The organism is Arenibacter algicola, assembly GCF_000733925.1.
Classification (GTDB): domain Bacteria; phylum Bacteroidota; class Bacteroidia; order Flavobacteriales; family Flavobacteriaceae; genus Arenibacter; species Arenibacter algicola.
This window is the reverse complement of sequence record NZ_JPOO01000003.1, coordinates 2,554,982-2,581,153: the sequence shown is the minus strand read 5'-3', so window position 1 is coordinate 2,581,153 and position 26,172 is coordinate 2,554,982. Positions and strand designations below refer to the sequence as shown.

The 26,172-nt window shown below is 39.1% G+C and carries 20 protein-coding genes; 1 reads left to right on the top strand and 19 read right to left on the bottom strand.

Annotation, left to right across the window (positions count from 1 at the left end; translation table 11 throughout):
* Window positions 1–4 precede the first annotated feature (4 nt).
* From U735_RS0121660 to U735_RS0121640, 5 genes are read right to left on the bottom strand one after another with little or no spacing between them, the layout of a single operon-like run.
* Window positions 5–847, bottom strand: coding sequence for a hypothetical protein (locus U735_RS0121660; protein WP_031445823.1), 843 nt, complete (start codon window positions 845–847; stop codon window positions 5–7).
* Between the two features lie 2 nt (window positions 848–849).
* Window positions 850–1,428, bottom strand: coding sequence for a hypothetical protein (locus tag U735_RS0121655; RefSeq protein ID WP_031445822.1), 579 nt, complete (start codon window positions 1,426–1,428; stop codon window positions 850–852).
* A gap of 46 nt (window positions 1,429–1,474) precedes the next feature.
* Window positions 1,475–3,877, bottom strand: coding sequence for a TraG family conjugative transposon ATPase (locus tag U735_RS0121650; RefSeq protein ID WP_031445821.1), 2,403 nt, complete (start codon window positions 3,875–3,877; stop codon window positions 1,475–1,477).
* Window positions 3,870–4,148 (bottom strand): hypothetical protein, encoded by a 279-nt coding sequence (locus tag U735_RS0121645; RefSeq protein ID WP_031445820.1) that lies wholly within the window; start codon window positions 4,146–4,148, stop codon window positions 3,870–3,872. The genes U735_RS0121650 and U735_RS0121645 overlap by 8 nt, the downstream gene beginning before the upstream one ends.
* Window positions 4,148–4,435 (bottom strand): hypothetical protein, encoded by a 288-nt coding sequence (locus U735_RS0121640; RefSeq protein WP_031445819.1) that lies wholly within the window; start codon window positions 4,433–4,435, stop codon window positions 4,148–4,150. The genes U735_RS0121645 and U735_RS0121640 overlap by 1 nt, the downstream gene beginning before the upstream one ends.
* Before the next feature lie 205 nt (window positions 4,436–4,640).
* On the opposite strand from U735_RS0121640, the gene U735_RS0121635 reads away from it, so the two are divergent.
* Complete coding sequence (locus tag U735_RS0121635) at window positions 4,641–5,291, top strand: N-acetylmuramoyl-L-alanine amidase family protein (RefSeq protein WP_083260591.1); 651 nt, start codon at window positions 4,641–4,643, stop codon at window positions 5,289–5,291.
* Window positions 5,292–5,392: 101 nt separating this feature from the next.
* Here U735_RS0121635 and U735_RS0121630 read toward each other — a convergent pair whose 3' ends face one another.
* The 14 genes from U735_RS0121630 to U735_RS0121560 all read right to left on the bottom strand — a co-directional run bounded on the left by U735_RS0121630 (window position 5,393) and on the right by U735_RS0121560 (window position 26,092).
* The gene (locus U735_RS0121630) at window positions 5,393–6,520 is read right to left on the bottom strand and encodes an endonuclease/exonuclease/phosphatase family protein (RefSeq protein ID WP_031445817.1); all 1,128 of its coding nucleotides are present in this window, start codon (window positions 6,518–6,520) and stop codon (window positions 5,393–5,395) included.
* A 2-nt stretch (window positions 6,521–6,522) separates the two neighbouring features.
* Window positions 6,523–7,185, bottom strand: coding sequence for a P-loop NTPase family protein (locus U735_RS0121625; protein WP_031445816.1), 663 nt, complete (start codon window positions 7,183–7,185; stop codon window positions 6,523–6,525).
* Complete coding sequence (locus tag U735_RS0121620; RefSeq protein ID WP_031445815.1) at window positions 7,169–7,828, bottom strand: hypothetical protein; 660 nt, start codon at window positions 7,826–7,828, stop codon at window positions 7,169–7,171. The genes U735_RS0121625 and U735_RS0121620 overlap by 17 nt, the downstream gene beginning before the upstream one ends.
* Window positions 7,825–8,115, bottom strand: coding sequence for a helix-turn-helix domain-containing protein (locus U735_RS0121615; RefSeq protein WP_031445814.1), 291 nt, complete (start codon window positions 8,113–8,115; stop codon window positions 7,825–7,827). Before U735_RS0121615 ends, U735_RS0121620 begins: the two co-directional genes overlap by 4 nt.
* Window positions 8,116–8,350: 235 nt before the next feature.
* Window positions 8,351–9,166, bottom strand: a complete 816-nt coding sequence (locus U735_RS0121610; protein ID WP_031445813.1) for an RteC domain-containing protein — start codon at window positions 9,164–9,166, stop codon at window positions 8,351–8,353.
* 408 nt (window positions 9,167–9,574) lie between these two features.
* Window positions 9,575–12,253: a sodium:solute symporter family transporter gene (locus tag U735_RS0121600; RefSeq protein ID WP_084681129.1), complete on the bottom strand. Its 2,679-nt coding sequence runs from the start codon at window positions 12,251–12,253 to the stop codon at window positions 9,575–9,577.
* On the bottom strand, window positions 12,246–13,910 hold the full coding sequence (locus U735_RS0121595; protein ID WP_069858442.1) for a sialidase family protein: 1,665 nt from the start codon (window positions 13,908–13,910) through the stop codon (window positions 12,246–12,248). The genes U735_RS0121600 and U735_RS0121595 overlap by 8 nt, the downstream gene beginning before the upstream one ends.
* A gap of 28 nt (window positions 13,911–13,938) precedes the next feature.
* Window positions 13,939–15,648 carry an arylsulfatase gene (locus U735_RS0121590; RefSeq protein ID WP_034248864.1) on the bottom strand — a complete coding sequence of 570 codons (1,710 nt, stop codon included), beginning with the start codon at window positions 15,646–15,648 and terminating at the stop codon, window positions 13,939–13,941.
* Window positions 15,649–15,988: 340 nt separating this feature from the next.
* The gene (locus U735_RS0121585; protein ID WP_051892278.1) at window positions 15,989–17,182 is read right to left on the bottom strand and encodes a sialidase family protein; all 1,194 of its coding nucleotides are present in this window, start codon (window positions 17,180–17,182) and stop codon (window positions 15,989–15,991) included.
* Window positions 17,183–17,248: 66 nt separating this feature from the next.
* Window positions 17,249–18,694 carry a RagB/SusD family nutrient uptake outer membrane protein gene (locus tag U735_RS0121580; protein ID WP_034248670.1) on the bottom strand — a complete coding sequence of 482 codons (1,446 nt, stop codon included), beginning with the start codon at window positions 18,692–18,694 and terminating at the stop codon, window positions 17,249–17,251.
* Window positions 18,695–18,719: 25 nt separating this feature from the next.
* The gene (locus tag U735_RS0121575) at window positions 18,720–21,989 is read right to left on the bottom strand and encodes a SusC/RagA family TonB-linked outer membrane protein (RefSeq protein ID WP_051892276.1); all 3,270 of its coding nucleotides are present in this window, start codon (window positions 21,987–21,989) and stop codon (window positions 18,720–18,722) included.
* A gap of 135 nt (window positions 21,990–22,124) precedes the next feature.
* On the bottom strand, window positions 22,125–23,045 hold the full coding sequence (locus U735_RS0121570; protein WP_031445806.1) for a dihydrodipicolinate synthase family protein: 921 nt from the start codon (window positions 23,043–23,045) through the stop codon (window positions 22,125–22,127).
* Complete coding sequence (locus tag U735_RS0121565) at window positions 23,042–23,755, bottom strand: FadR/GntR family transcriptional regulator (protein ID WP_031445805.1); 714 nt, start codon at window positions 23,753–23,755, stop codon at window positions 23,042–23,044. The genes U735_RS0121570 and U735_RS0121565 overlap by 4 nt, the downstream gene beginning before the upstream one ends.
* Before the next feature lie 246 nt (window positions 23,756–24,001).
* Window positions 24,002–26,092, bottom strand: coding sequence for a prolyl oligopeptidase family serine peptidase (locus U735_RS0121560; protein ID WP_031445804.1), 2,091 nt, complete (start codon window positions 26,090–26,092; stop codon window positions 24,002–24,004).
* Window positions 26,093–26,172: the final 80 nt, after the last annotated feature.

Sequence of the window (26,172 nt, the reverse complement as noted above, 5' to 3'; positions counted from 1 at the left end):
TAAATTAGCTAGTAAACAATCTAAGGGTAAAAGACGTGGCGCGCCTGTATAATTTGAATTTCAGGAAGACAATGAAACCCACAGATCCAAGCTGTACCACAGGGGCAAAAAAGCCTTGACCTACATCCGTACCAAAAAGATTTGTCCAGAAATTGGTATTGATTTCGGTGTAAATGGCATTCACAAATATGTTGACCAAAAAGAAGGCGGGTACGAGCATATAAACTGCAGCATACAATTTGAAAAACGTGTAGGCCAGTGATCGAAATTTTTCAAATACTGCCAAGCTTATGACCAATGGGAACAATGCCTGCATTATTCCCAATAGAAAATATCGTTCTGCAAGAAATAATGGATAGATAAACAAATCCAAAATCCAAAGAATGATACTTATGATAAAGGCGAATATTTTAAAACCATATAGTGGCGTTATAAGGGCTTCATAGAGCAATGCCATAGCTGCTTGCGCTGCTCCTATAAAGTTGATATCCTCCTCTATGGGAATGTCCTGCATCTGTAATGGCAATAGTGCTGGTGCTGTGCCGCGATATTGCCCTTCAATTGCTACTAAAATGCCATCAAATAATCCCAATACTTGTGATGAAAAAATGACCAATACAACTATTGCAAAATTCTTAGCCAATTCTCCAGGGTTTAATCCCCAGGTGTAGCCATCCTTATCCGCAATCCCTTCATTATATTTTTTAAGGATATTGACCAGAAAGAACAGAACAGCAAGCGCTTTGATTCCTGCAATAGTGTATTCCGAGAAGCTGCTGTTCTGTATGGTCTGGAAAACAGTATCTATATATTCCAGTCCTATCCCTAATATGATGGTCGCCGTCATCTTTAATATTCGGTTTCGCGGTTATTGATTTTATCCTGCATTTTCCTGAAGGAAATAATATCCTTGTAGCGTCTTGTTTTAGTAGTGATATTGGAAACCATTTCTTTAGATTCCAGCTCTTTTTCCTTTAGAATTTCGGCGCGTTCGGCATCGCTCATTTTAAGATAATCACTGGATAGGATTTCGTCTATAAAATCCATGGTGTCCAAAGAATTTTCTATTATTGCAGTGAACGATTCCGAAACCCTTGCCACTTCCTCGGGTTTGATGTAGGGGCTATCAAGGATGTTTCTTAAATCATCCTGCATCACATCGATAAGGCGCTGATTATTGCGTCCTATTTGTCGCACGGCTCTTAATTGCTTGACCACATCGTTGACCTTTTCAAAATTTTCTTTTTGTGCTTTCAAGAACTTTACGGTTTTGATAATGTTCGCGGTCTGCTTACCAGATTCTATAAGTTGTTTTACCAAGCTGATGAAATTGGTGTTGTCATAAGTCGGTATTCCTTGGCACATGGCAGGTGCAGGCAATAAAAAAATAAATGCCATTGCGATAATTAGGATTTTTGTTTTACTCATCGCTAAAAATTTATTTTGGTATTCGTGAATCTGTGATTTCATTTTATTATGTTTTAGATGTGAATTCTTTAATGGCTTCTTCCATATTCTGGGTCCTTTCGTAAATCGCCATTATGGCCTCGTTTTCCTGTCCATCCGTTAGATAGGCAGCATAGACCTCCTTTGGGACTTCGAGCCGAAAAATGTTGCTTTCCTTTCCTATTTTGATGAACATTTCGGTGTACTTCCTTGGCCCGGAAAGATTGTTCTTAATGGATTTTAATTGGTTCAGGTCGTGGCTGGAAAGGTTAAGCCTTTTGACCAGTTCGTTATATCCTTTCTCATTGTTAAGGCTATAAATGATTTGTGTGTTTTCCAGAATACTTGCAGAGGTAGAATTGTTGGGCAGCTGATTAATGGATTGCAGTATAATACCAATTGCACCGTTCTGTTTACGGATAGCTTGATAATAGAATTCCACACTTTCCAGTACATTTTCAAATTTCAGTTGTTTGGCAAACTCGTCGAAAAGGATAATTCCTTTTTCTGCTCTGTTTTTCCATATAGTTCTTTGGATAGCGGATTTTATCAGTTTCAACATTACGGACAGAATTTCCTTGTTGTCCTTGACTTCATCCAGTTCAAAAACTATCAATCGTTTGTCTTCGATTTTGTAGGTTTGGTCTTCACTTACCTCAAAAAGAAAACTATATAGACCATCGCCGACGTACTCGGACATTACGTGCAGGAAGCTTATAACATTGAAGTAGTCGGGATGGATTTTAAGGGTATTTAGAAGGTCTTCCCGATTCTTTTCGATAAAGTTATAGAAACCTTCCAATGAATGATTTTCCACAGTGCTATCGTAATAATGGCGCAGTATTTTCTTGATAGAAACCGATTGTGCCTTGGTCACTTTTAGATCCGAAGCGAACAATTCAAAAAGGAACACGGACAGATCTTCAAGACGTTCCGGTGTCAGGTCATTTTGGTTACTGATATAAAATGGATTGATGCCCAAATTCTTTCCGCTCTCGTAGCGAAGCACCGTGTATTTTTCGGGATAGAGTTTTGCGAATTTGGTATACGAGCCCCCCAAATCTATAATGACCAGACGAACGCCACTTTCAAAATATTGACGCAGGATGTTATTGGCCAAAAAGGATTTTCCCTCGCCTGTGGGTGCGAAAATGGCAAAGTTCCTTGCCTTTATGCGTTTCTTTCTTTCGTCCCAAACATCCTTTAGAACTGGAATATTATGTTCCCTGTCATTAAAGATGATGCCGGTAGTATCAGATTTATAATTCGTGTTGTTTATGAACAGGCACAGCGCGTGTTTCAAATCGGTAACGTACAGATCGTTGTTCGAGAAATTGGACGAGAAGCAACAGTAACTGTTCAATATATAATTTTTGCGCTCTTCGCCACGGGGATAGTAGGGGATAATATCCAGTTCCTTGAATTCGGTCTTTATCATTGACGTTATTTTGTCGAGCTCTTTGGATTCTTTGGCCCAATAGACAATATTGAGATGACCACGGATAATCCGCGCATTATCATCGGCATTGATTTGGTCAAGAATGTGCTGGATCTTTCCAAGAACCACTTTGTTCTGTGAACCAAAATTCGAACTCTTGTTCAGTTCCTCAATTTTCTTATCGAGCAGCTTGTGCCACTTTTGTTTGTCATCCAAATACAGGATTTGGTTGACGATATGGTTTTCATTTAGCGTAAGCCCTAGGCCATCAATAAACCCTTGATGAAACACAAAATCGTCAGAAGTGAATTTTTCATTGGTCTTACTGCTCTGTACGCTTTCGCCAAAGCACAGTTCACTATTGATGGCCAGGGCATCAAAATGGTTTTCACCAATATTGACACTTTTCTTATCCAGTAAAATATCGGTATCAAAGCCTTCGTTGAAGCCATTGAAATAAGTCTCTGTGAGACCTACGATTTCATTTTCATTCAATGTTCTGAGAGATACTTTCCGGCTATTGTTTATAAAGGAAACCGAGTCGCTTACGGAGTTGACGAAGCTTTTAATGTTGCCATCCAGTTCCTGTACAATTCCATTTGCAACTTTTCGGAAGGGATTGACGTATTTTGGGTTGTTAAGTGCTTTGTTTTTGGTCAATATGAAGAACAAATAGCAACGATGTTCAATATGACCACGTCCCTTAAAATACTCGTGTGTGGCCTTTTCCAAAAAAGTTGCATTCGGAAGTTGCTCCGAGGAATAGGATTTTTTGAGGTAGACATCCTGTTTGTGAACTACAGTTCCAACGGGCAAAGATTTTAAGGCCTGAAACCAGGCACCGTGCATATCCTCAAAATCCTTTTCAGACAAGGTGTAGATTTCCGGTAGATTTCCTTCATAGCATAGGACTACATTGCCATTATTGGCAAAAACGATATGGTCCTTAATATCTACAATTGGCCGATATGCCGAAAGATTGATCTTATTCATAACCGAGGTCGGAATTTCGTTTATTACTTATAATTCTTGGGAAAACCTTCCCCGTCTGAAATAGCTGTGGATTATTGGTAATTCGGGTCAATGCCACGTAGAGCGCAGCATTAAAAATAAATATGCCTATAATCATCCCGAAGCTGAACGAGAAGATGATGACCATCAATGACGCAAGTATGGACATCATCATTAGGGCAAAAAGTGAAATGGGCAGTCCAAAAATGACCGCCTGTTTCCTGATATTCTTATATACTTCGAACCGCTTCACTATACCACGATTGAAATTAGATAGGTAAATATGCCCACTACCGCACCGGCGATAAGGACAAATACAAGAACTCTAGTAATTCCCTTTTTTAGATCTGCGTTTTCGCCAAAGAAGTGTCCTGCATTGAAAAGGAAACCGACAAGGAAGATGACGCCTAAAATTATTGGAAAGATGGTCCTGATGGTGTCCGAAACATCGTTTACAGAATCCTCGATACCACCGATCTGTGCAAAAGTGGGCATTGCCATAAGCAGCAATCCCATTAACATAAAAAGTGATTTTTTCATAACTGTTCGTTTTTTGTTATTAAATCCCTATGCCTGTTTAGTTTGCCGTCCGAGTTGGACGTGATATATAAATTTTGTGAAATCTATTGAGAAAAGAAGCTTAGAGAAGGAAATCTCTAAACTTTAACTCGAAATCTTGTTAAACTTTGGAAGATTCCTAAGGAAAGGAGAAAAACGTTGCAAATTGTTCAAAAATAAAAGTGTGATGACCATTCAAAGTCGATTTTTTATAGGGTTGATTGTGGCAGGTATTTTATGGAGCCCAAGAGCATTATTTTCCCAATTCAAAGAAAGTTCCAAAAAGGTAGTGGTCATAGACCCGGGTCATGGAGGAACGGATTCCGGTGCTACGGGAACCAATGGCATTATTGAAAAGAATGTCGTGCTGAAAGTTGCCAAGGAAATGGTGCGATATAACCAAAATCTCTTTGATAATGCCCTTGAAATATACCTGAGCAGATATACGGATACCTTGATTTCTTTGGGTGAAAGGACAAAATTGGCAAAAAGGCTGAATGCCGATATATTTATTTCCCTGCATTGCAATCATTCGGAAAACCCCAATGCAAAGGGTATTGAAGTCTATGTTTCCGATCGAAAGGGGGAACATACCAATGAATCTATTTTATTGGCATATAACATTCAAAAAGCCAATCAAAAAAATCTAGGCTTTAAAAGCCGTGGCGTAAAGTTTGCCAACTTTCAGGTTCTTAGGGAAGGGTCCCGGCAGATTCCTTGCGTGCTTGTGGAGTTTGGTTTTTTATCCAACTCAGTTGAGGCAATGCATATGGGCGAGGAAGGAAATATCCGTGCACTTGCATTGTCGGTTCTTCAAAGTTTAATCCTATCAAAATAATGGTATGCAAGAAATGTTTACTGCCGTATTCCGGAATATTAGAGTATTGCTCCTAACGATAGCCTTGGAACTCAAAGCTGCTATCAATGGCATTAGAAAACCTAAATCTTGATATCCGCCCAAAGCGCAGGATGCCCACTTGCTTCCTGTGACTTTTCCTGGACGGTTGAATACACGGACCACATCGGTTTTTCTAATGGCCATATGGCCTTACGATTGAGACCACCTGCCTCGGCTTTTCCAAAGAGTTCCGGGGAGAGCAAGAGATAATCTTTCTGCTTAATATTGACCCCCATTCGATATGCCCCAAGACGAAAGTAACTAGCATCCTTTCCCTTGTCAATATCAACGTTAAACGATTGGTGTTTGGTAATATCCCTAAGATCGGTATCTCGGAGTAGGGGGGAGAGGCAGTCACTGTAAGGGACGTCGTTCAGGGTCCCAGCAATGGAAATATTAGTTTTACCATCTTCTTGCAAACCCTTATAAACCTCTGCTACTTTCTTAGCCTGGGCCTTTCGCATACGATCGGTTTTATCGATATCTGTCGTGAGCTCCTGAAAATGCGCGGAAATAAGATGGTATGTAGTACCGGACGGGGTCTTGACCTCATACTCCAATAGGTCTTTTTTAAAGAGTGGATTTCCATTTTCATCTTGATCGTAGATATGGCTTCTAATAGATTGCAATCTATATCCGTTCTTGGTCATTATGGCCATTTCCAGCCCACGTTTATCGTTCCCCTGCACCACGAAAATCTCGTCAAAAGGACGACAACCCATCTCGGGGAGGAACTCCTGGTTAAACTCTTCCAAGGACGCCCTGTCCTCAATTTCCTGCAACAGTAAAATGTCGGGATCGATATCCGCTATCACCCTTGCCTTATTTTTTACGGCCAATGTTTTGATAGGGACGGTCCGGAGGGAGACCCAACCGTTCCAATCGGTAATCTCATTGGCCGCCAGCTCCTTGGAGTAATTTTTGCCCTTTAGAAAAAGATAGCCGGCCCTGCTGCGCATAACCGCATAAGGTTGGTGATATGTTTTGTCGAACCCGAGCAAAAAGCTAAGTTCTTGTATACGCTCGGCATTTGATCCGTGCCGATCGTTTTTCTTGAGAAGGCCATCGAGTTCATTGACCCAGTCGGACATACATTTGCCGAATGTTCTTTCCGAATTGGTCCGGTCCCGATGGAAAAGGTTTTGGATATTAAATGTGGCCAGTTTCATAATTACTTGCGTTTGTCGTTAGTATTCTTATCAAATGCGATCAGGTTAAAAATATCGCGCATCCGACTGCGGACACGGTTGCCGTAAAGCTCTTCCAGTTCCTCGGCGTTAAGGTTTGTGGTGGCGTGGGTCTTGACCTTCCCCTTGGTCTGAAGAAACAGTTCATATCGGGATAATAGCACTTCGCCCATCACGTTGCAGTCCCTGCCATAGTAGCGGCCAATCGGCTCTATCCCCAGATCATCGAAGCAGTAGGATCTACCGTTCCCAAACTCTTCGATGGTCTTATAGCCCAAATGGTTGAAACTGAATGTAATATTCCTTGAGGGAATCACTTGGTAAGGGCGTTGCTTCGGTACAAGATGGCGGATCAACTTCATTAGGCTTGTCTTGCCACAGCCCACTGGACCGGTAAGAAGAACACCTTTTGTGGGGTCGATATTCTCTTTATTGCAAAAGTCCTTGTCATTGATGAAGTAATTGCACAGTTTGAATACGATGTCCCTATCCCGGTCAAAAATCTGGAATTGCGTGCCAAAGAGCAGTTTTCCTTTGGCGTTCAAGTAAATCAAGATCTTGTCGAAATCATAGAGCACTTCTTTCCCGTCGAACACACCAAGGGTATATTCCGTACCGTCTTCGATTATTTTAGAGGGGTTGTCCATAGTCCTTGTCTTTAGTGGTTTTTAAGTTGTCCCGTTTTTGGGACGGTCCGGGCACCGTTTTTTCTTTTTGTATTTCTTCGCCCTTTAACATCCAGTTCTTGGCCGTAGAATGCCAATCCAGTATCGGTATTTTTCCGCCCACTTTCCACCCGATAGAATTGTAATGGTTGAAGAATTTTTTTGCTTCATTAGCGGGCCATTTCTCTTTTTTAAAAAAATCCAAAACCTCATTTTCATTTTTGGGTAGCTTATGTTTATTAATGTTTTTATTTTGTTTATTAATGTTTATATAAGGTACTAATGCTTGTCCCTCTACTTGTTCACTACTTGTACCAGTATTTGAACCACTACTTGTCCCAAATTTGAGCATCTGTATTTGGCTTCCTTTATAGGGATTATGCGAGGGCAAATACCTAATGTATTTCCAATCATGCAATCTTCGTAGACAGCGGTGATAAGTAGCTTTAGATCCTATTTTTGCCATAACCATAACTTCTTCCCGGTTGATATAAAAAACCTCAGGAAAACGATTGATATTCCAAAACTGGAACAGTGCCATATAAAGACTGATATGTGTTGGATTTAGACGTGAATCCCGTGTAAATAGTTTAAAGACAGAATTTAAATGTTTTATATAATTCATCTCTTTTTCTTTATGGGTTTCACGGCATTCTCCATAAGTACTTTTTCAATGTCCCCAGCTTCATAGAAAATAAGCCCCCCTATTTTGATAAAAGGTAGGGTTCCTTTAACCCGGAGACCATGAAGGGTGGTCATACTGATCTGTAACATGTCCATAACTTGAGTACTTCTAAGCCATACCTTCTTTGTTATTTTAGCCTGGTTGGCGTTCAACAATTCCTTGATCTCGGCGAGAAGCTCTAGTTTAAATTCCCGCAGATCGTCCGTAGTGATAATAGCTGTTGGCATAGTGAATGATTTAATACAGATGCTACCTAATTGTAGTTGTCTGTGGTTCGGATACAAAGTTGAAAAGGAGTTTTGGAATAAATTGCCAAGTCATAGCCAGTTGACATAACTGATTATTGCATTAAATATGAAGAAATGAGCAGAAAAATACCCCTAATCCGGACAAAATTTGGCATAATTTGAGTTATTTCGTCCTGAAATGTTAAACAGTCAATTGACTATGACCTGACATTTTTTATTCGTCCAGATTGGCCATCCAATTCTGCAAGGAAATTTTAAGTTTATCCATAAATTTGGTGCGTTGGGACCGGTTCCTGATTCGAATTGCGGTATGGTGATAATCCCCTAGATCTGTTCCCGTTACCTGCTCCAACAATTGAATTATAGATTTTAAACTGGCATTGCCGTGATTAACGGCACCACTATAAAACAGGGCAAAGCCAAGTTCCGTAAGGGCAATCTTGGATCCTGTCCAATTAATTTTGGAATGACGTGTTTCTGGAAAGGGCATAGAAGTACTCATTTTTTGTTGAAGAAATTGCAGGAAACCTTGATATCCAACTATATTGGCAATCAGTCCATCATGGGAAGTACAAAATTCGGAATCAAAACTATGGTCATGACGACCTGGGTAAGTAAAAAGTCCCCTGTTCTTTCTTAGGAAAAATTGAGAATCGAATGTTTTACTTTGCAGTTCAAGGTATAGGACCATATCCTTATGGCTTGAGAGAAAGGCAGTTACTTCCTCTATTTTTTTATTGACAATATCATCATTCCCGCCATAGGGGATATTAGGGAAATTCAATTCAAAAGAAAGCTGGTGATTATATTGTAGAAGAAGACCAAAAAGGAACGGTTTATCCTTTTTAAAAAACTGAATTTCAGCTTCTTCGTCAGGGAAGCCATTGGAAACAACAGCAATACGATATTCCTCCAAAATATGTTGGCAATAAGAAATAGCCTTATCGTAGGAAACCATTGAATTGAAGAAGGACTGTTCAATCTGAAACAGTTCCGATTCAATTTGCTCCTGTGACCTAATCCACTCCATTTAATTGCCTTTAGAAAAGCTTTTACCAATAGGATAGAAAGAATATTTAAATACAAGTATCCCTTCAATACTTTCTAAATTTCATGAAAAAAGTAAGGAAAAAAAAGTTCTCCAAGGCGTCATTTATAAAGGCTATGTTGCCATTTATAAATCAAGGGCGATTGGCAAATGAATTAAACTTGGCATTGATGTGTCTATAGTTTCCGGAATATTGCAAAAGGTATAAGTGTTTAATATTTCGTGAACAAAAATTACTAAGTGGATCCATCCCATAAAGATGAATAGCATGACAAAGAATAAACAGATTTAAAGAACCACTTTTATATTTTGAGCTCCTTATCACCTCTTGAAGATTCCGTAACTTCAAAGATTTATTAGTGGGGAACCACTTTGAAAAATTGATAAACATTAATCTTTGGCAAAAAATAAACTTGCTACGTATCCCACGAAAAAACATGAAATCACCCCTGTGGCTGAATACACTAATATGTGAACGGGTTCAGTAACCCCAACATAAACCTGAACCATAATACTTACAACAATACCGATCAAAACTCCAATTGAATTCGCTCTTTTGGTAAAAATTCCGAGTAGAAAAACACCACCCAAACTTCCTATAACCAAGCCTAGAACCTTTTGAAATTCATCCCAAAGAGATTTTACATCCACCGTGGCCATCATAATGGCAAAAATTGTCCCAATTATCCCTATCATTAATGTTGCTTTTCTAGCAATTTTCAATTCATTGGTCTTCTTATTCCATCCAAACCGAAAATGAATATCCGTAGCATATGAGGTGGCAGCCGAATTCATACTACTACTCAAACTGCTCATTGCCGCCGCGAATATTGCAGCGATCAATAATCCTGAAATACCAGTAGGTAACTCGGAAACAATATACCAAGGAAATATAGCATCATTATTTTCAAAAGTCGGATTGAGTTCACTAGGATAATTCTTAAAAAAAGCGAACAGAGTTGTGCCAACGAAAAAGAATATAAGAGTCGCCGGTATGGTCAAAATGGCATTGGTCCAAACACTTTTTTGGGCTTCTTTTTGGGTCTTGGTGGTCAAGTAACGCTGTACCATAGTTTGATCCGAACCATAGGTAGTTATATTTGCAAATATCCCCCCCAATAACATAACCCATACAGTTGGCTGTTTAAGGGACAAATCCAAATCTATTATATTGAATTTGTCATTTTCCTTTGCCATTTCAAGGATTTCTTTCAACCCACCATCTATAGAGGTGACCATTAAAACCAAAGACAATATAGCTCCACCAAGTAGAACGATAACCTGAACAACATCAGTCCATATTACAGCTTCTATTCCACCATAAATGGTATAAATCATACTAACTACTCCCATCAAGGAAATACACACAAAAATATCGATACCAGTAACCACATTCAGGGCAATGGAAGGAAGAAACATGACCACTCCCATACGACCAATTTGAAACAATATAAAGGACAGGCTACCCAGAAGCCTTATGGTAAGATTAAATCTAGATTCCAAAAATTCATATGCTGTAGTAACATTGAGCTTCCTAAAAAAAGGAATGAACCAAAACACAATGACAGGTGCCACCAAAAAAATGGTCATATTGAGCATGAAATAAGACCAATCTGTAGCAAATGTTTTTGCCGGTACAGCCATAAACGTTATTGCGCTCAAAGCGGTCCCAAAAATACTCAATCCGGCTGCCCACCAAGGAATTCGACCTCCGCCTTTAAAATAATCTTCAGTACTCTTTTGACGTTTGGAAAAAAAATATCCCATCCAAGCTAGGGTTAAAAAATAAAGACCAATGACCAACATATCGATTATTCCAAGATGCTTTGCATCCTTGTTAATTGTAATTTTTAGTACTTCTGGAGTTCTAACACCAGGCCTTACCTCCCCTGATGGCACTACGATATCCCCGCCCCATGCCACTGCACTAGTTGTTACCTGACCAGTTTGTGGTATTTCTTCTATTTCATAGAACTCTTGGGATATGGTGTTAAAACCGTATACTTTATTTCCGAATCCAGGGTGATTATTCAGATGGTTGGTCAATTTCAGTTTAGCCAGTTGTAACACTTCACCAACATCTTCGCCATTTACCAATCGACTTTCCAAGTGTTCTATTCTTTTCTTAATATCAATTTCCTCAATTGCCAGATTGCCATCAGATCCTGATGGGAAAATAATAGAACTTGCACCTACTGGAAAAGCAGTGCCCGCCATGACCTTAAATTCTTTGTCTATACCCTTAGATATAATTTGCCATTTTTTTATAGTGGGGTTGTACACATGTGCATCAGCAAGTACTTTCCATTCCCCTTGTGGATCAATATTCCTTCCGGAAAAAAGGTAAAAGCAATTCTCTAAACCATTGCTTTGGCCAACACCGACTGAAAAGGCTCTAGGATCACCATCCCATGACGACAGTAATTCCCATTTCCAGTCTTTAAAATTATTATCCCCTATAGACAATCTGTAAAAACTGTTGGTTGACGCTCCGCCAAATTCAGAAATTCCACCAGCAACGTAGATATCATTGTCAACTTTGGCAAAAGCGAAATTGGTTAGCGGCACTGGTAAAATAGGTCCTTGACTGATTTCTATTTCTCCTGTTTCAGGAATATAATCAATAAACCAACTGTCTGATATAGTGCTATCAGAGTTGTTTCCACCAAAGCAAAGCAAGCCCCTGTTAGTGGATATTGCTCCACCATATCCTGAAGAAAATGGTATTCTTTTTGAATTAGTTTCCCATTGAAAAGTGCCGTCCGTTTTTTTCTTTAAAATAAAAATTTCGTCATAATAGGTTTTTGTTCCACCTTCCCATGGAAGTTTATCTGGAAAATTGGCTCCTCCTGCCACAATCAAGAAATCATCGTCTATACCAGTATATGCCCCGGCAAGACCTGGCTGAACTTTTTGTCCTGTGTTTGGCGGCAGGTTCGGAAAATGGGAATACTCAAAATACCTATCCTGTGAATTGGCTTTAAAGTAAATGAAAAAACATATGATAGATAATAAATAGCCCCAAAACTGAATATTCTTATTATTATTCAATAAGACCTTTTTAGTCATACTTTTTGATTAGTTCATTAATGTTGATCTTTTGAAAGGTCATATGGGCTTGGCTACCTTCGTACAGAATTCCAATATGGTCATTATCTATCGAAGTTATACAAGAATATCCAGCACCACGTCCTTCATCCAATTCTATCCAGTACTCCTTGGGCCATGTTTTACCATCGTCCAAACTTACTTTGATGGTCTGCTTGATTCTCTTGTACTTGGAATTAGGATTGGAAAACACTAAAATACTCTTTGAATCCCCTTTATTATCCGTATAATCATGACGATGGATACTGGCCATGCACTTGGGTTCTATGAGAGCACCATGGGATGTAGGGTGTTCGGTCCAAGTTTCACCAAGATCATCGGTAATCATAATGGCGCGACCATTGGTTTCCGATTTGTTCTCCCCATTACGGTTATCCCTAATGTTCAGCATAATTTCTCCACTTGAAAGTTCAACTGCCATACATTCGGTAGTATTATGGGATGCGGGATTACTTGTTTTCCATGTTTCCCCACCATCCTTACTGTAGGTAATATTTGAAAATGGCAATCCATTTTCATCCCTGCCTTGGGTTGGAATAACCAAAGTTCCATCTTTTAGCGTTATTCCATGACCAGGTGCCGGTGCCCATAACCACCATTTGGGATCTTTGCACATCTCTGTTAAATTAATGGGATCACTCCATGTCCTTCCGTCATCAGTACTTTTAGTGATCAGAAATTGACTGGTCTGTTTAACACCGAAACCAGGTTGGGAACCCTTGGTCCGCCACTGATGGTTCCATGCATCACTTTCTTTATTTAGGTTTTCTTGCCAAACGCCTTCAACGTTGATAACGCCATGCATCCATAGCCCGGCCAAATAAATCGTCCCAGTATTCTTATCTACCAAAATATTGGCATCGCTAACCCCATTGAACTTTTGAGGCAGTCCGCCCCATTCTCCCATATCCAAAGCTATGCGCATAGGTTCCCAGGAATTTCCGCCATCAATGGATCTACTAACACCAATATCCATATGCCCCTGTAAATCCCTTCCTGATTCCCTACGAACATCATAAACAGCTAACAAAGAACCATCCTTAGTTGTGGTAAGCCCGGGAATGCGATAGGTATGTACATTATCATCCCAATGTTGTCTGACTGCCACTCCAAGGCGTAAGGCTTTTGTTTCCTTATTATTTGATACTCCAAGTTTTTTCTCCCCGATGGTGACATAATCTAGATTGGCATATACCTTATCGGTCAGATCAACATTATCGGCCAATTCGTAGGATACCCAAAAATAATTGGTTCCCTTTTGAAGGTTTTGGTTTCCGTTAATTAGTGAGGATTTTTGAATTGTTGCAGAGGCTCCATACAATACCTTTTCATTAAACAACGAATCCCTTTCTGTATAATAAACCCGAATATTTTTAAGGTTTTCTGGTTTTGTATTTCCCATATTCAACTGTATGGCTTTTACAGTTTCTCCCTCCTTCTCTGAATCCATTTGAATTCTTAATATTGGATTATCGTTTTTTTCCTTTAACACAGGATAGTTAAACGTTTTGACAGTAAGATTTTGGCTTATTTCCACTTGCTCTTTACAACTCCCTAAGATTGTAAGAAGAAATAGTGGCATCATTTTTATTACCGAATTTGTATTTTTTAGTTTCATCAATATCATTGTTTAGTTTGAATTGTTTTTAATAAATCTCCAAGTCCAGTTCCTTATAATCTACAACACCATTCTTATTGGCCCAATGCTGCCAAGCATTGGATAGCTCCTCTACAAGATCAGGATACAACTTGGATAGGTTATTGGTTTCTGTTCGATCTGTATCCAAATTGTACAACTCCCAATTTCCTTTATTTTTAAATTCCATCATATTGGACCAACTGCCCGGATAAGCGGAAACCAATTTCCATTTTCCTTTGATAACTGCCCTATTTCCTTCATGTTCCCAGAATAAAGGCTCATTTCTGTTCAGGGGATTATCATCAAATGTTGGCACAAGACTTACTCCTTGCAACGGTTTTATAAAATGTCCATTATATTCCGAAGGATGTGTTCCCCCCGAGACTTCCAGACATGTTGCCATTATATCCATGATATGCCCGGGCTGATTACGTAATTTTCCCTGATCAACTATTCCATTTGGCCAATGAACTATAAACGGAGTGGATATTCCCCCTTCGTGGACCCAATTCTTATGCATTCTAAATGGAGTGTTGGATAAATTGGACCATTTAGGGCCATAGCTTCCAAAGGTGTTTTCTGGCCCCAATTCCAAACCAACAAAATCACCGGAGATAACCCTTTCACCATCTCTAGTTTTTTCTGGAATCAACGAACTTTCCCAAGGAGTTCCCCATCGTTCCACTGTGTTATTTAGATGGCCTTCGGCCGAACCTCCATTGTCCGAAAGAAAAAAAATAATGGTATTACCCAATTGTCCATTCTTCTCAAGTACAGATAAAATACTTCCAATACCTTGATCTACATGCCCAATCATGCCCGCGTATGCCTCCATTCTAGATTCTTGCCAAGCCTTATTCGGTTCTTCCTCCCAAGGTATTCCCATTCCATCCCGCTCCGATAATTTTGTGGTTAAGGCAAGTATACCATTGTCTTTTAAATTATTAAATCGTCGGATGCGCAAACTGTCCCAGCCCTTTGAAAATCTTCCTCTATGCCTAGCTATAAACTCTTCCTTGGCGTGGAGAGGATAGTGAGGGGCCGAATAGGACAAATACAGAAAAAAAGGGCTTTTGCTCATGCTTGCTTCTTCTAGATAAGAAATTGATTTCTGAGTTAGCGCTTCCGTGTAATAAAAATCCCCTTTAGGCTCCTTGAAATCATTGTTCTCCATTAATCCTGCAGGATTGTATTGACTGCCATAACCAGGCAATGTACCATAAAATTTATCAAACCCTCTTTGAAGCGGCCAATTATGGGAAGCCCCCTTTGGATCCGTAAAACGCGTCAGGTGCCATTTGCCGGCCATATAGGTATTATATCCAACTAATTTCAGGGCTTCGGCAATAGTTACAGTGTTGGGACTCAAATCTCCTCTATAACCTTCATGTCCCAAATCGTTCATCATATGTCCTATACCGGCCTGGTGCGGATATAAACCGGTCATTAAACTTGCTCTCGTAGGGCAACATCTTGCTGCATTACGGAATTGGGTATATAATAATCCATTAAACGCAAGGCGATCAATATTAGGTGTGGGTATTTCACTTCCATAGCAGCCAATATCCGAAAACCCAAGGTCATCCACCATCACTATCAATATATTGGGTCTTGAATCTTTTTGTATTCCTTTCTCTGGGTTTTTAGACAGACAAGATGAGAGGGTTAACACAAGTGAGCCCATGATTATACTAAAAATTCTCGATGTAATTTTCATATTGTATCTATTTCTCCATCCCATATTATTACAACTAATAAATTCATAAAGTAATGCCTACCCATAGTCTTTAGATCAACTTAGTTTCAATCAAGTTATCAAATACAAAACTTGGAAAACTAACAAAAAAATCCGTGTGAGAATATTGAAGCAGAAGTTACCCTCTGCTTCAATTAAACAAACTAACCTAACTCAACTCAATCTATTCAATTCTGAAATCTAAATTCGACAATTACCATTATCACTTATATCAACTCAACGGTAATTTCAATTCCAATAATGTCTGGCATGTTTTTCCAATATTGTGTTTATATATCTTAATGTTAAAACAAAATATAGCCTATTCCATGACATTTTGGATTTTGTCCAATGCGCTCTTGCTGTGCTCCATCAGTTTTTTATTCAATAAGTCTGTTTTAAATCTAAAGGATAGTATATAAGGTTGTTCCCCTTCGTCCCAGTGCCCGTATGTTGTACAGACCAAAGTACCATCAGGCAATAGTTCAGCTGAAGGGTAGGTAGTGTCCCAACCTTTTTTATTATCCTTAAACCGAATTCGGAACTGACCTTCATATCCATTTTTTAAATCACTCCAAGTTCCTACCCATCCAACCCAATCACCCTCGGTAGGACTAAGCACATTTCCTGGTCTATTGCGCGGGGTATTGTCCCTAAACTGTATCAATAACCTCCCGTCAGGCATATAAATCCCTTGATGACGATCTCCGTTGAGAGCTCCAGGCATCGGTTTTGGTTTGCTCCAAGTCTTTCCTTCATCGGAACTGAACATGATCTGACTATTGTAGTTTCTGGCATTCTCCCGTAACAACATGGCTATTTCACTTTTGTCAGGACTATAAATCAATCCAGCTTCACAAAGATGATGGCTTGAAGCCCTATACAACTCTTTAGGTTCTTCCCAAGTAAGTCCACCATCCATACTTTCAACCTGATATAAGATCATGGATTTTTCTGGACCCTGGGTATGGAAAGTAGCCAGATAATGTCCAGCATCTTTTAAGGGAATACAATCCGCCATGGCCACGATTCCGGAATAATCCCCAATAGCCTTCAATTCGCTCCAAGTTTCACCCTGATCCTCTGATACCGCCATTCGAATAACTTCCTGAAAACGATGTTGGGCACCACTGAACATAATTAACCTATCCTTTCCATTAGCATCGGTTGTTGGATAGATGGTTGGAACCTCCTTACTCGTGGACCAGTTTTCAGGAGTCTTTAAGCGATCAGACCATGTTTTGCCTCCGTCGATGGATTTTTTCATTACGATTCCACCTTTTCCATGACCTTTCGGATACACACAGATAATTGTCTTACCATCTTCCAGGAGAACAGTTGTCGGATGTCCAAGATATTGGTCTTTTTCCCTGTCTACGACAATTTGGATGCTATCTTCACCATCCAAATCAATTATAGGTATATCAAAACCTAGTTTACCAGAAACTTGAGATAATCCACTTGTGACCATCAAAAGAGTAATGATAAAGGAGGACAACTTTAGAAATTTTTTCATTTTTCATCAATTTTAGGACCATTACTAGTTTTCAATATTCTACCCATTAAAGGAAGGAATCGGTAATTAATCATACCCTTCTGTTTGTTCAATTAGAGTATTTTCAGCCATTACTGATTGACTCACAGACCAATACAATGGCGTTGTTAGCCCTTGTAAATTGGGAACAAAATCATACACGTCAATGGTACCGTCTGCATGGAATCTTCTTAGATCCCACCATCTTTTTGGCTCCAAAAAGAGTTCCCTGCCCCTTTCTGCCAATATCTCAAGATTTACAGAATTTTGATCCAAAGGACCTGAATAGTCCTCATTTTGCGCTCTATTTCGCACCAAGTCTAAAGCAATGACGGCATTTTCTAAATCGTTTTTTGCAGCGTAAGCCTCAGCCCTTAACAATAACATATCCGCCCATCTGTAAATGATAAAGTCATTTGTAAATAAGCGGACTCCATCAATAATTTCTCCATAATACCTGGTTTGGGAATAAGAAATTATAGGTCCATCCACTTCCAAATAAAATGGCAAAAAGGTTCTATCTGTCCTAACATCGGTACTACTTGTAAATAAATCCCGAGTCCTCTCACTTGGTGAATAATTATGCCTAACATTAGCACTGCTACCAGGAATATCGGGACTGGCTACAGGATCATAATTAACATCCCTAACGGACAATGTACTAGCATAGTGGTTATTGACTTCGTCCCTGTCATTGAAAATTGCGAAAATTATTTCATCATTCTTCTTGGTGTCAAATACATCATTAAAGGAATCCAATAGTGAAGCGCCTTGATCCTGAATTTTCTGAATAGCAGATAAAGCCGCATCAAAATCGGCGACACCTCCACCCAAAACTTTGCCTGTCCACATTTTTACATCCGCCTGCAATGCATATGCGGCCGGTTTGGAAGCAAAATTTTTGTCCCCGAAACCATCATTGGGAAATAATGTTATGGCCTCTGAAATATCTTGATTTATTTGAGTAAATACCTGACCAACTGGTGTTCTTCCTATTACCTCTGCATCAGGTGATAGAACTGGTTCAGTGAGCAGTGGAACATCACCCCAAATTCTGGCCATATAAAAATAATATGTAGCTCTCAAGAACAAAGCCTCTGCCTTTAATTTATCCCTATCGTTTTCATTTGAAAAAGAAATGTCATCCGCTACCGACAACAAGAAATTGATATTATTCAAGGCACCGTAATAACCCGTCCATGAAGGGCCATTGGTTGAAGTAATATTTTGACCCCAGGCATTTGATACCGTGCCAATTACCCCAACATCAAAACCATCTCCCCGATCTTCGTGATATGCTGTACTATTGTAATCGTCCTTAAGATCTCTGTAAGCTCCTAGCAATAAAGCCTGAGCCTCTTGTCCGTTGGCCGGGAAATTTCCAAAAACGATATCTGAAGGTACTTCTGTGTCCAAAACATCCTCACATCCCACAAGCCCGATTAAAAGCCCACAAAGAATGGGAAACATAAAAAATCTATATACGTGTTTCATAATCAAATTATTTTTTTCGTTTTACTTAAAATGAAGCATTTAGTCTTAGCCTTATTTGAAAGGGTCTTGGATATATTCCCTCGTCCGTGCCATCAAACTGTTCTGGTGTTAGACCGTCATATTGGGTTATATATCCCAAATTGTAAAATTCCAATCCGAGACTAGTATTGCTCATCCCTAATTTTGAGCTTATATCCTTAGGAAATGAATAGCTTAGAGATACTTCCCTGAATGACAAATAATCACCTTTTTTTGTATATATATTGGATTGTCTATGATGATTGCCCGGTCCGTTATCAGCACCAGAAGCGTTATCATATCTGGGTAAAGTAGCAATATCTCCTTGTTCTTTCCACATGGCATCACTTAGAACATCGGTATTGGTTACCACATTATTTCTGGAATTTGCATTTGATCTCGCTCTAAAATTGTTCCAAATGACGTGACCAGTAGCCCAATCTTGCACCAATCGCAACGAAAGCCCTTTATAGGATATAGTATTCACCATTCCCCCACGAAAATTTGGATCGACATACCCCATAAATACCTGGTCTCTAGAATCTATAATGTTGTCACCATTGACATCTTTCCAAATTGCATCACCGCCGTTTTTAGCTCCTCCATATTGTGACCTATAGTATCCTGACATTACTTGATCATCAGGTGCATTTGCCGCTTCTTCGTCCGTTGCATAAACACCGATCATTTCGTAGGCCCAAACTCCATTGGGTCTTTCACCCTCCGCAAGACCTCCAACCCTGGTTTCGTTGCCATTTTCATCCCAAATAATAAGCCCTCCATTCCGGTTTTTATCAAACTCGTTATCAGGTAATTTGGTAACTTCACTTTTATTATATGCAAGGTTCCCGGCCAAGTTCCATGAAAAATTTTCTTTGGCTATAATGGTTCCACTCAGTTCCATTTCCACCCCTTGATTGGTTAGGGACCCAAAATTACTTCTGATACTACTAAATCCTGTTTGCGCCGGAAGAGGCATATTTAGCAATCTGTCCGAAGTAACCTTATTGTAGTAGTCGATTAAAATATTGAAACGGTCCTTGGCTATGCCCAGGTCCAAACCGATATTAGTTTGTGTAGTCGTTTCCCACTTTAGGTTCAGATTTGGAAGTTTGGAAATCCTAACAGCACTGCCCAAGGCGTAGGAAGTTGAAGAAAACCCACCTTGAGTGTCCGAAAGAGCTAAGTTGTCATTACCGGCTTTACCCCAGCTACCCCTAATTTTTACCTTACTTAACAAATCCGATTTCCAGAATTCTTCTTGATGCAAATTCCAACCCGCGGATACCGCAGGAAAAATACCAAACCTATTATTTTCTGAGAATCTTGAGGATCCATCTCGCCTGATGCTAAAACCTACAAGGTATTTCCTTGCAAAATTATAATCCAGTTTTCCAAAAAAGCTCATCAACTTGTTGGTAGAAATATCGGAAGTTACTCTTTCTCTTTCCGTCTCCGAGGCATTTAGCGTTGATATTAGGTCAGTAGGGGCATTACTTCCACTACCACTAAAACTTTCAAAATGATTTTTAACATATTGGGTTCCCAGCAACACATCCAAATTGTGCTTTTCATTAAAAGTATTCGTATACTTCAATAAACCATCGAGCATCACCTGGTTTTGCGTATCATTAAATCTGGACATTGCCCGATTGGTAACTTCTCTGGAAGCCCGTTCAAATAAATTCCCGTTGCTTTCCAACCTATAAACAGAAGCACTTGGTGAAAAAGAAAGTCCTTTTATAATATTCCAGTCCAGGCCAATTTTACTGCTCGTCCTAAATTGTTTTCTTTCGTCATCCTGATAGTACAATTCATGGAAAATATTTCTTGGTGAACCAGTACTTTCTCCTAATGCCGGAGTACCATCATCATTCCAAATTCTATAGGTGTGCGGCAACCTAGAAGATCTATTGATGGTATTGTTGGTGCTCCTGGGCTGGTCAATATCGTTGAATTGATAGGTGAATTGTCCATTAACAGCTAGATTATTATTAATATTAAAAGTACCATTCATTAAAGTATTAAATCTAGTCGCACCTGTTCCGATTACGACACCTTCTTGATCCAAATAACCGGCACTAATGTTATAATTACCCATTTCCGACGAACCTGACATTCCTACATTTATATCATGTGTAATTGCAGATCTGACCCTAATTTCATTAAGTTTATTATCAATAAATATCAGCTCCCTGCCTGTGACTGGATCCGTCATGGTTCTATAGCCATTGGCCAATAAACCATCTACATATGCCTGCCCTTCCAAAGAAGTCAAATCGTCCAAATAGGTCAGAGCAATACGTTCAAAACCAAATTCCCCTTTTTCCGATAGTTCCTGAACAGAATATCCAAAGTTTGCATTTGTCAGCCTAGCTCCCGGACTGTTTAAACTCACCCCTTTCTGGGCAGCTAATCTTGATACCCTTAGATAATCCTCTACACTTGTCCAATTATAGTCTTTGGCTTGCTGATCAACTCCTGTTGAATAACGTATGTTAATACGCCCTTTTCCAGATTCCTTCCCAGTAACAGTTGTAACCAAGATAACACCGTTGGCAGCACGGGCACCATATATAGCTGTCGAGGCCGCATCTTTTAGAACTTCAATGGATTTGATGTCACTAGGGCTAACACCATTAAGATCTTCCCTAAAAACGCCATCAATTATATAAAGAGGTTCATTGGCTCCTGAACGTGGATCCGTTTGGGTACCTCCCCTAATGTAAACAGCTGCTCCGGAACCAGGCTGGCCCGAGTCAACATTTACACTTAGGCCTGCCACCTTACCCTGCAATAGCTGAACTGGATTAACTGCAGGACTATTTTGAATTTCGGTTTGTTTGATTTTAGATACTGAACTTGACATGAGTGATCTGGATTGGGTACCAAAACCAACAACTACCACTTCATCAAGACTTTCTGTGGATTCCTGAAGACCCACATTGACCACCTGTCTACCGTTAATTTGTATTTCCTGGGAAGACATACCTATATAAGTATAAATCAATGTGGCGTTTGATGGTGCATTAATACTATATTGCCCATCAAAATCGGTAGTAACCCCATTGGTAGTGCCCTTCTGAACAATACTCACTCCAGGCAAAGGAACCCCTTGGCTATCAGAAACCGAACCATTCACAGTAATAGTTTCCTGTGCGAATAGACCCGAGGTCAAAAAACAAAATATAATTAAAGGCAAGTTAATAGGTATTGTCTTTCTCAATGCAGAAAGAACAAAGTACCTATTCGAAGTTGAATAAGTAATATTTTTCATAAATTTGAAGTGTTTAAATTAATTCATACTTTTTTTGAGTTAATACTGGCCCTACGCTCCAACGTGGGGCTTTTTTATTATAAAAACTTTTACTGTTTTTATAATCTAGCTTTAATAATTACCTGCAAAGCTTTACTAATAAGATTCGATCATTTCAAAGAATCCCAAATCACTAAGTTCACGTTCCAAATTCCGCGTTTCTTCGGGAGTTAAATTCCCAAGGGGCTTTCTACATGGCCCACAACTTACCCCGATTAATCCCATAATTGCTTTACCCGAAACCAATGCTCCATGATATCGGATTAGTATGCCAATAAATTCAATTGACTTACGCTGCTTTTCCCTTGCCTCATTTATTTTACCATTTTCAAAATCTTCAATAATACCATAATACAATGGTGCTAAAAAATTGTAGGTACTCCCAACGGCACCTTCCGCTCCAAAGGACAATCCTGCTAAAAGCAATTCATCATAACCATGGAGAATATCCCATTTACCATTATCCACGGAAAGACAATTGGACATTTCCATCAAATTATTGTCTGTGAATTTAATTCCTGCAAGGTTTGGAATTCTATTTTTGGCTTGGCTCAAGAATTTTGCCATCGAAACATTTACACGAGAAAGAGAAGGCATGTGGTAATAATAAAAAGGGATCTCAGGAGCTGACAATGCCACATCAGCACAAAATTCTACTAAATTTTCCTCTTGGTTAGGCCCAAGAAAAGGCGGGCCCATTATTGCAATCGCATCAGCTCCCGCCCTGGCGGATTCGTAGGCTAAAGTTTTTGCACTCGCCAAGCTCGTGCTTCCGGCATGTGCTATTACACGAAAATCATTTTCCTTACACGCAACCCAAGCATTGATCACGTCCAACCTCTCATTATCGCTCAAAAACAATCCTTCCCCTGTGGTTCCTGCCACAAATGCACCCTTTACTTTCATTTTTTTCAAGTGGGCAGCATAGGATGAAACCTTGTTTATATTAATTCCTCCCTGCGCGTTCATTCCAGTAAACGGTGCGGCAATTAATCCTTTAGTTTTCTTTATTGTCATTTTATATTATTATAATTATACAAGAACTCCCAATAAGGTCTTAAGTGCCTTCTGATTCTTTCCTGATATAAATTTTTATCCTTATTCTTTATGGCCTGTAATAAATCACTATGGGTAACGACTCCATCACTTTCCTGAAGTTTCTTGTTTATCGGTTCAAAATAGCTCTCATAATTATGTTTGGCGAATACAAAAACAGGTTGCATTAATTCATAGAAATGCAGAATAAAATTGTTTCCGGCTATCTCATAGATTTTTTGGTGAAATTGCATTTCATCCTCAATGGACAAATTATTTATGCCTATTGCCTGTTGCCTTGAAATAATATTTTCCAGTTCTGCAATATCCCTATCCGTAACATTTGTGAATAAAAACTCCGCAATCCCAACTTCCATTGCTATCCTCATCCCCATCAGTTCCTTAATGGTAGGCACACTTAGAAGCTGAGGGTCCAATACCTTCTTGAATCCGTTTAACAAAGGAGGCTCCTTCACTATTATACCTCGTTTCGTGCGTGATTCCAGAATTCCCAACATTCTCAAACGGCTCATGGCTTCTCTTACCACATTTCGACCCACACTGAACATTTCAACAAATTCTTTTTCATTGGGAAGGGGATCACCAGGAACAAGTTTGTTATCCTTAATATATTCGATAATACTTGCCTCAACCTGATCGGTGAGTGTTGTAACTGTTAGTTTCGACTTCATATTATTCCTATAAATCCCTTTTGTCCTACAAATATAACAAAATAATTATATGGTCAAAATATTAACTAAAAAAATATCGATTCTCAATCAAATTATCTGTTAATCATCAATATAAAGCATAAGATTAATCCTTATTTAAATGGTCTTATGAAGACCTCACTGAAGAAATTAAAAGTACCACAAGAACATACTATGTTTACCTTAAAATTATCAACCAACCGAAGAAAACAAAGAAAAACGATTTAACTAATGCTTCATAATAGTCTTCGCAAAGCTAAATATCCGAGCGTTGGCCTCTATTGCATGGTCGTAGTTCGATGAATTCTCATGTCCTGACTGATAGTCAATATCCATTATTATGGGAGTTTCGGCGAGGTTGTATTTTTGAAGTTTGGCAATATATTTACCACTATCCCATAGGGGTATCCGGTCATCACTGTTGCTTGGCATAAGTAAGGTTGCCGGGTAGTATTTGTCTTGTTTTAGATTTATATAGGGGTCCATTTGTATAAGACCAAGACACTCCAGGCTATCTTTTATTGTACCGTATTCAATATAGCTAGTGCTACTGGCCGTAGTGGCAGATTCTAGACCAAAGGGATGCATCCTTGGTACTTCCGCAATAAAGGAAGTATAAAGTTCAGGACGTTCATTAACGGCCATCCCAGCAGTAATCCCCCCGGCGCTGTTGGTATAAAGGGATATCAATCCCTTGCGGGTATACCCCTTGTTTATCAAGGCTTCCGTACAAGCAATAAGGTCCTTCCAAGAATTGTATTTTAATTCTTTCATCCCCTGAGTATGCCAGTCTTCCCCCTTTTCACCTCCCCCTCGAACATGTGGAAAAGCAAGAATACCCCCTTGCTTAACCCATTCTAGATATGTAGGCGAGAAGAATGGACTCATACTTTCACCATAAGCCCCATAAACATAGATAAACACATCGTTATTGGAATCAAGTTTCATATCCTTTCTATAAACCAAAGACAATGGAATCGCAACCTCATCATGGGAATTGATCATAATTTGTTCGCTTACCAAATCTTCAAATTCCGGGAATTGAGGGGAATCCAAAATGCCCTCATTAGTAAAATCTCCTTCGTCATTTATACAATAACGAATATAATTGGAAGTCCATCCATCCATACCTATACCAATATTTTTATGTGCAACCGACTCTCCAAAAAAAGCTGCATATCCAGGAACAAAAGGTGGGTTCAGTTGAGTAATATTTACCTGATTATCAATCTTAAAAATTGAAATTTCGACCCCAAATTTTTCACGAACAAAATATATATGGTCCTTAGTGACCTCAAATTGGGTAATGGGATTTTCCCTGCTTCCGGTCGCGAGAATTAGTGGATTATTGAAATTGGGATTACCTATTTCAACTTGGCAAAGTTCATTACCGTTAGGCGTAGCTCTGCGATAAATAAAATATTGTTCTCTTATCTCCCCTTGATTGTAATAAATCTTATCGGATGCTTTAAAAAACGGTTTCCATTTGGGCTTGCCAAGCATTACATCTGTCATCTTGGCAATAAAACTATCATAAAAAATTCCAGATTTTGCAGCATACCCAACAATATAGGAGTCCAAACTCGACCCTATTTTTACTTTAGGATAATAATCAGATGCTATTTCCAAGGTCTTATCCCAACCAAATATTGGAGTTCGTTTTTCAGGATTATCTCCTAAATAATGGATAACAGAAAACGAGTGTTTTTTGTAATTGGGATCGGATTTTTCAACAATAGGAAAATAAAGGTAGATTACACCAGAGTTATCAGGCAGCCATTCAATTTCACCAAAATCCGGATTTATATGGATTATTTTGTCTTTTAAGAACTTTTTGTTTATCACATCATAAATTAGAATTGTGGAGGTAAATTCCTCTTTTGGGTCCAAGCCAATAGCTATTTTTGTGCCATCATAGGAGGGTTCCAAATAACTTATATTTCGCTTTTCGTTAGTATAGCTGCTTGGATCAAAAAGTTCAGTTTCTAAATTGCCTCCCTTTTCTCTGTAAAAAAGCACATCGATATCCTTATATTCATCATAGCGCAAATAGTAGTAATTTTCATTTTCATCTGTTCGGATCATGCGGATATCACCGCTTGTCCTGCCTTCCAATTCATGAAAGCGAGTTTTAAATTGGGTGGTAAGGTCATTGTTTAAAAAGTATGCTTCCGCCAAGGAATCTTGGACCTTGAACCAGTTCTGCACAAGGCTATCCTCTAGATCCATTAGATTATGGTAACTATCTGTAACCGTTCTTCCAAAGTAGTCTTGAACCTCAGGTGTGGGGGAAATTTCAGGATATTTCCATATGGGCATAGGCTTCTTTTGGCTACATGAAAGTAGGAAGCAAAATAGTCCACAAAATAATAATGTTGGTCTTCCCATAATTTTCACAT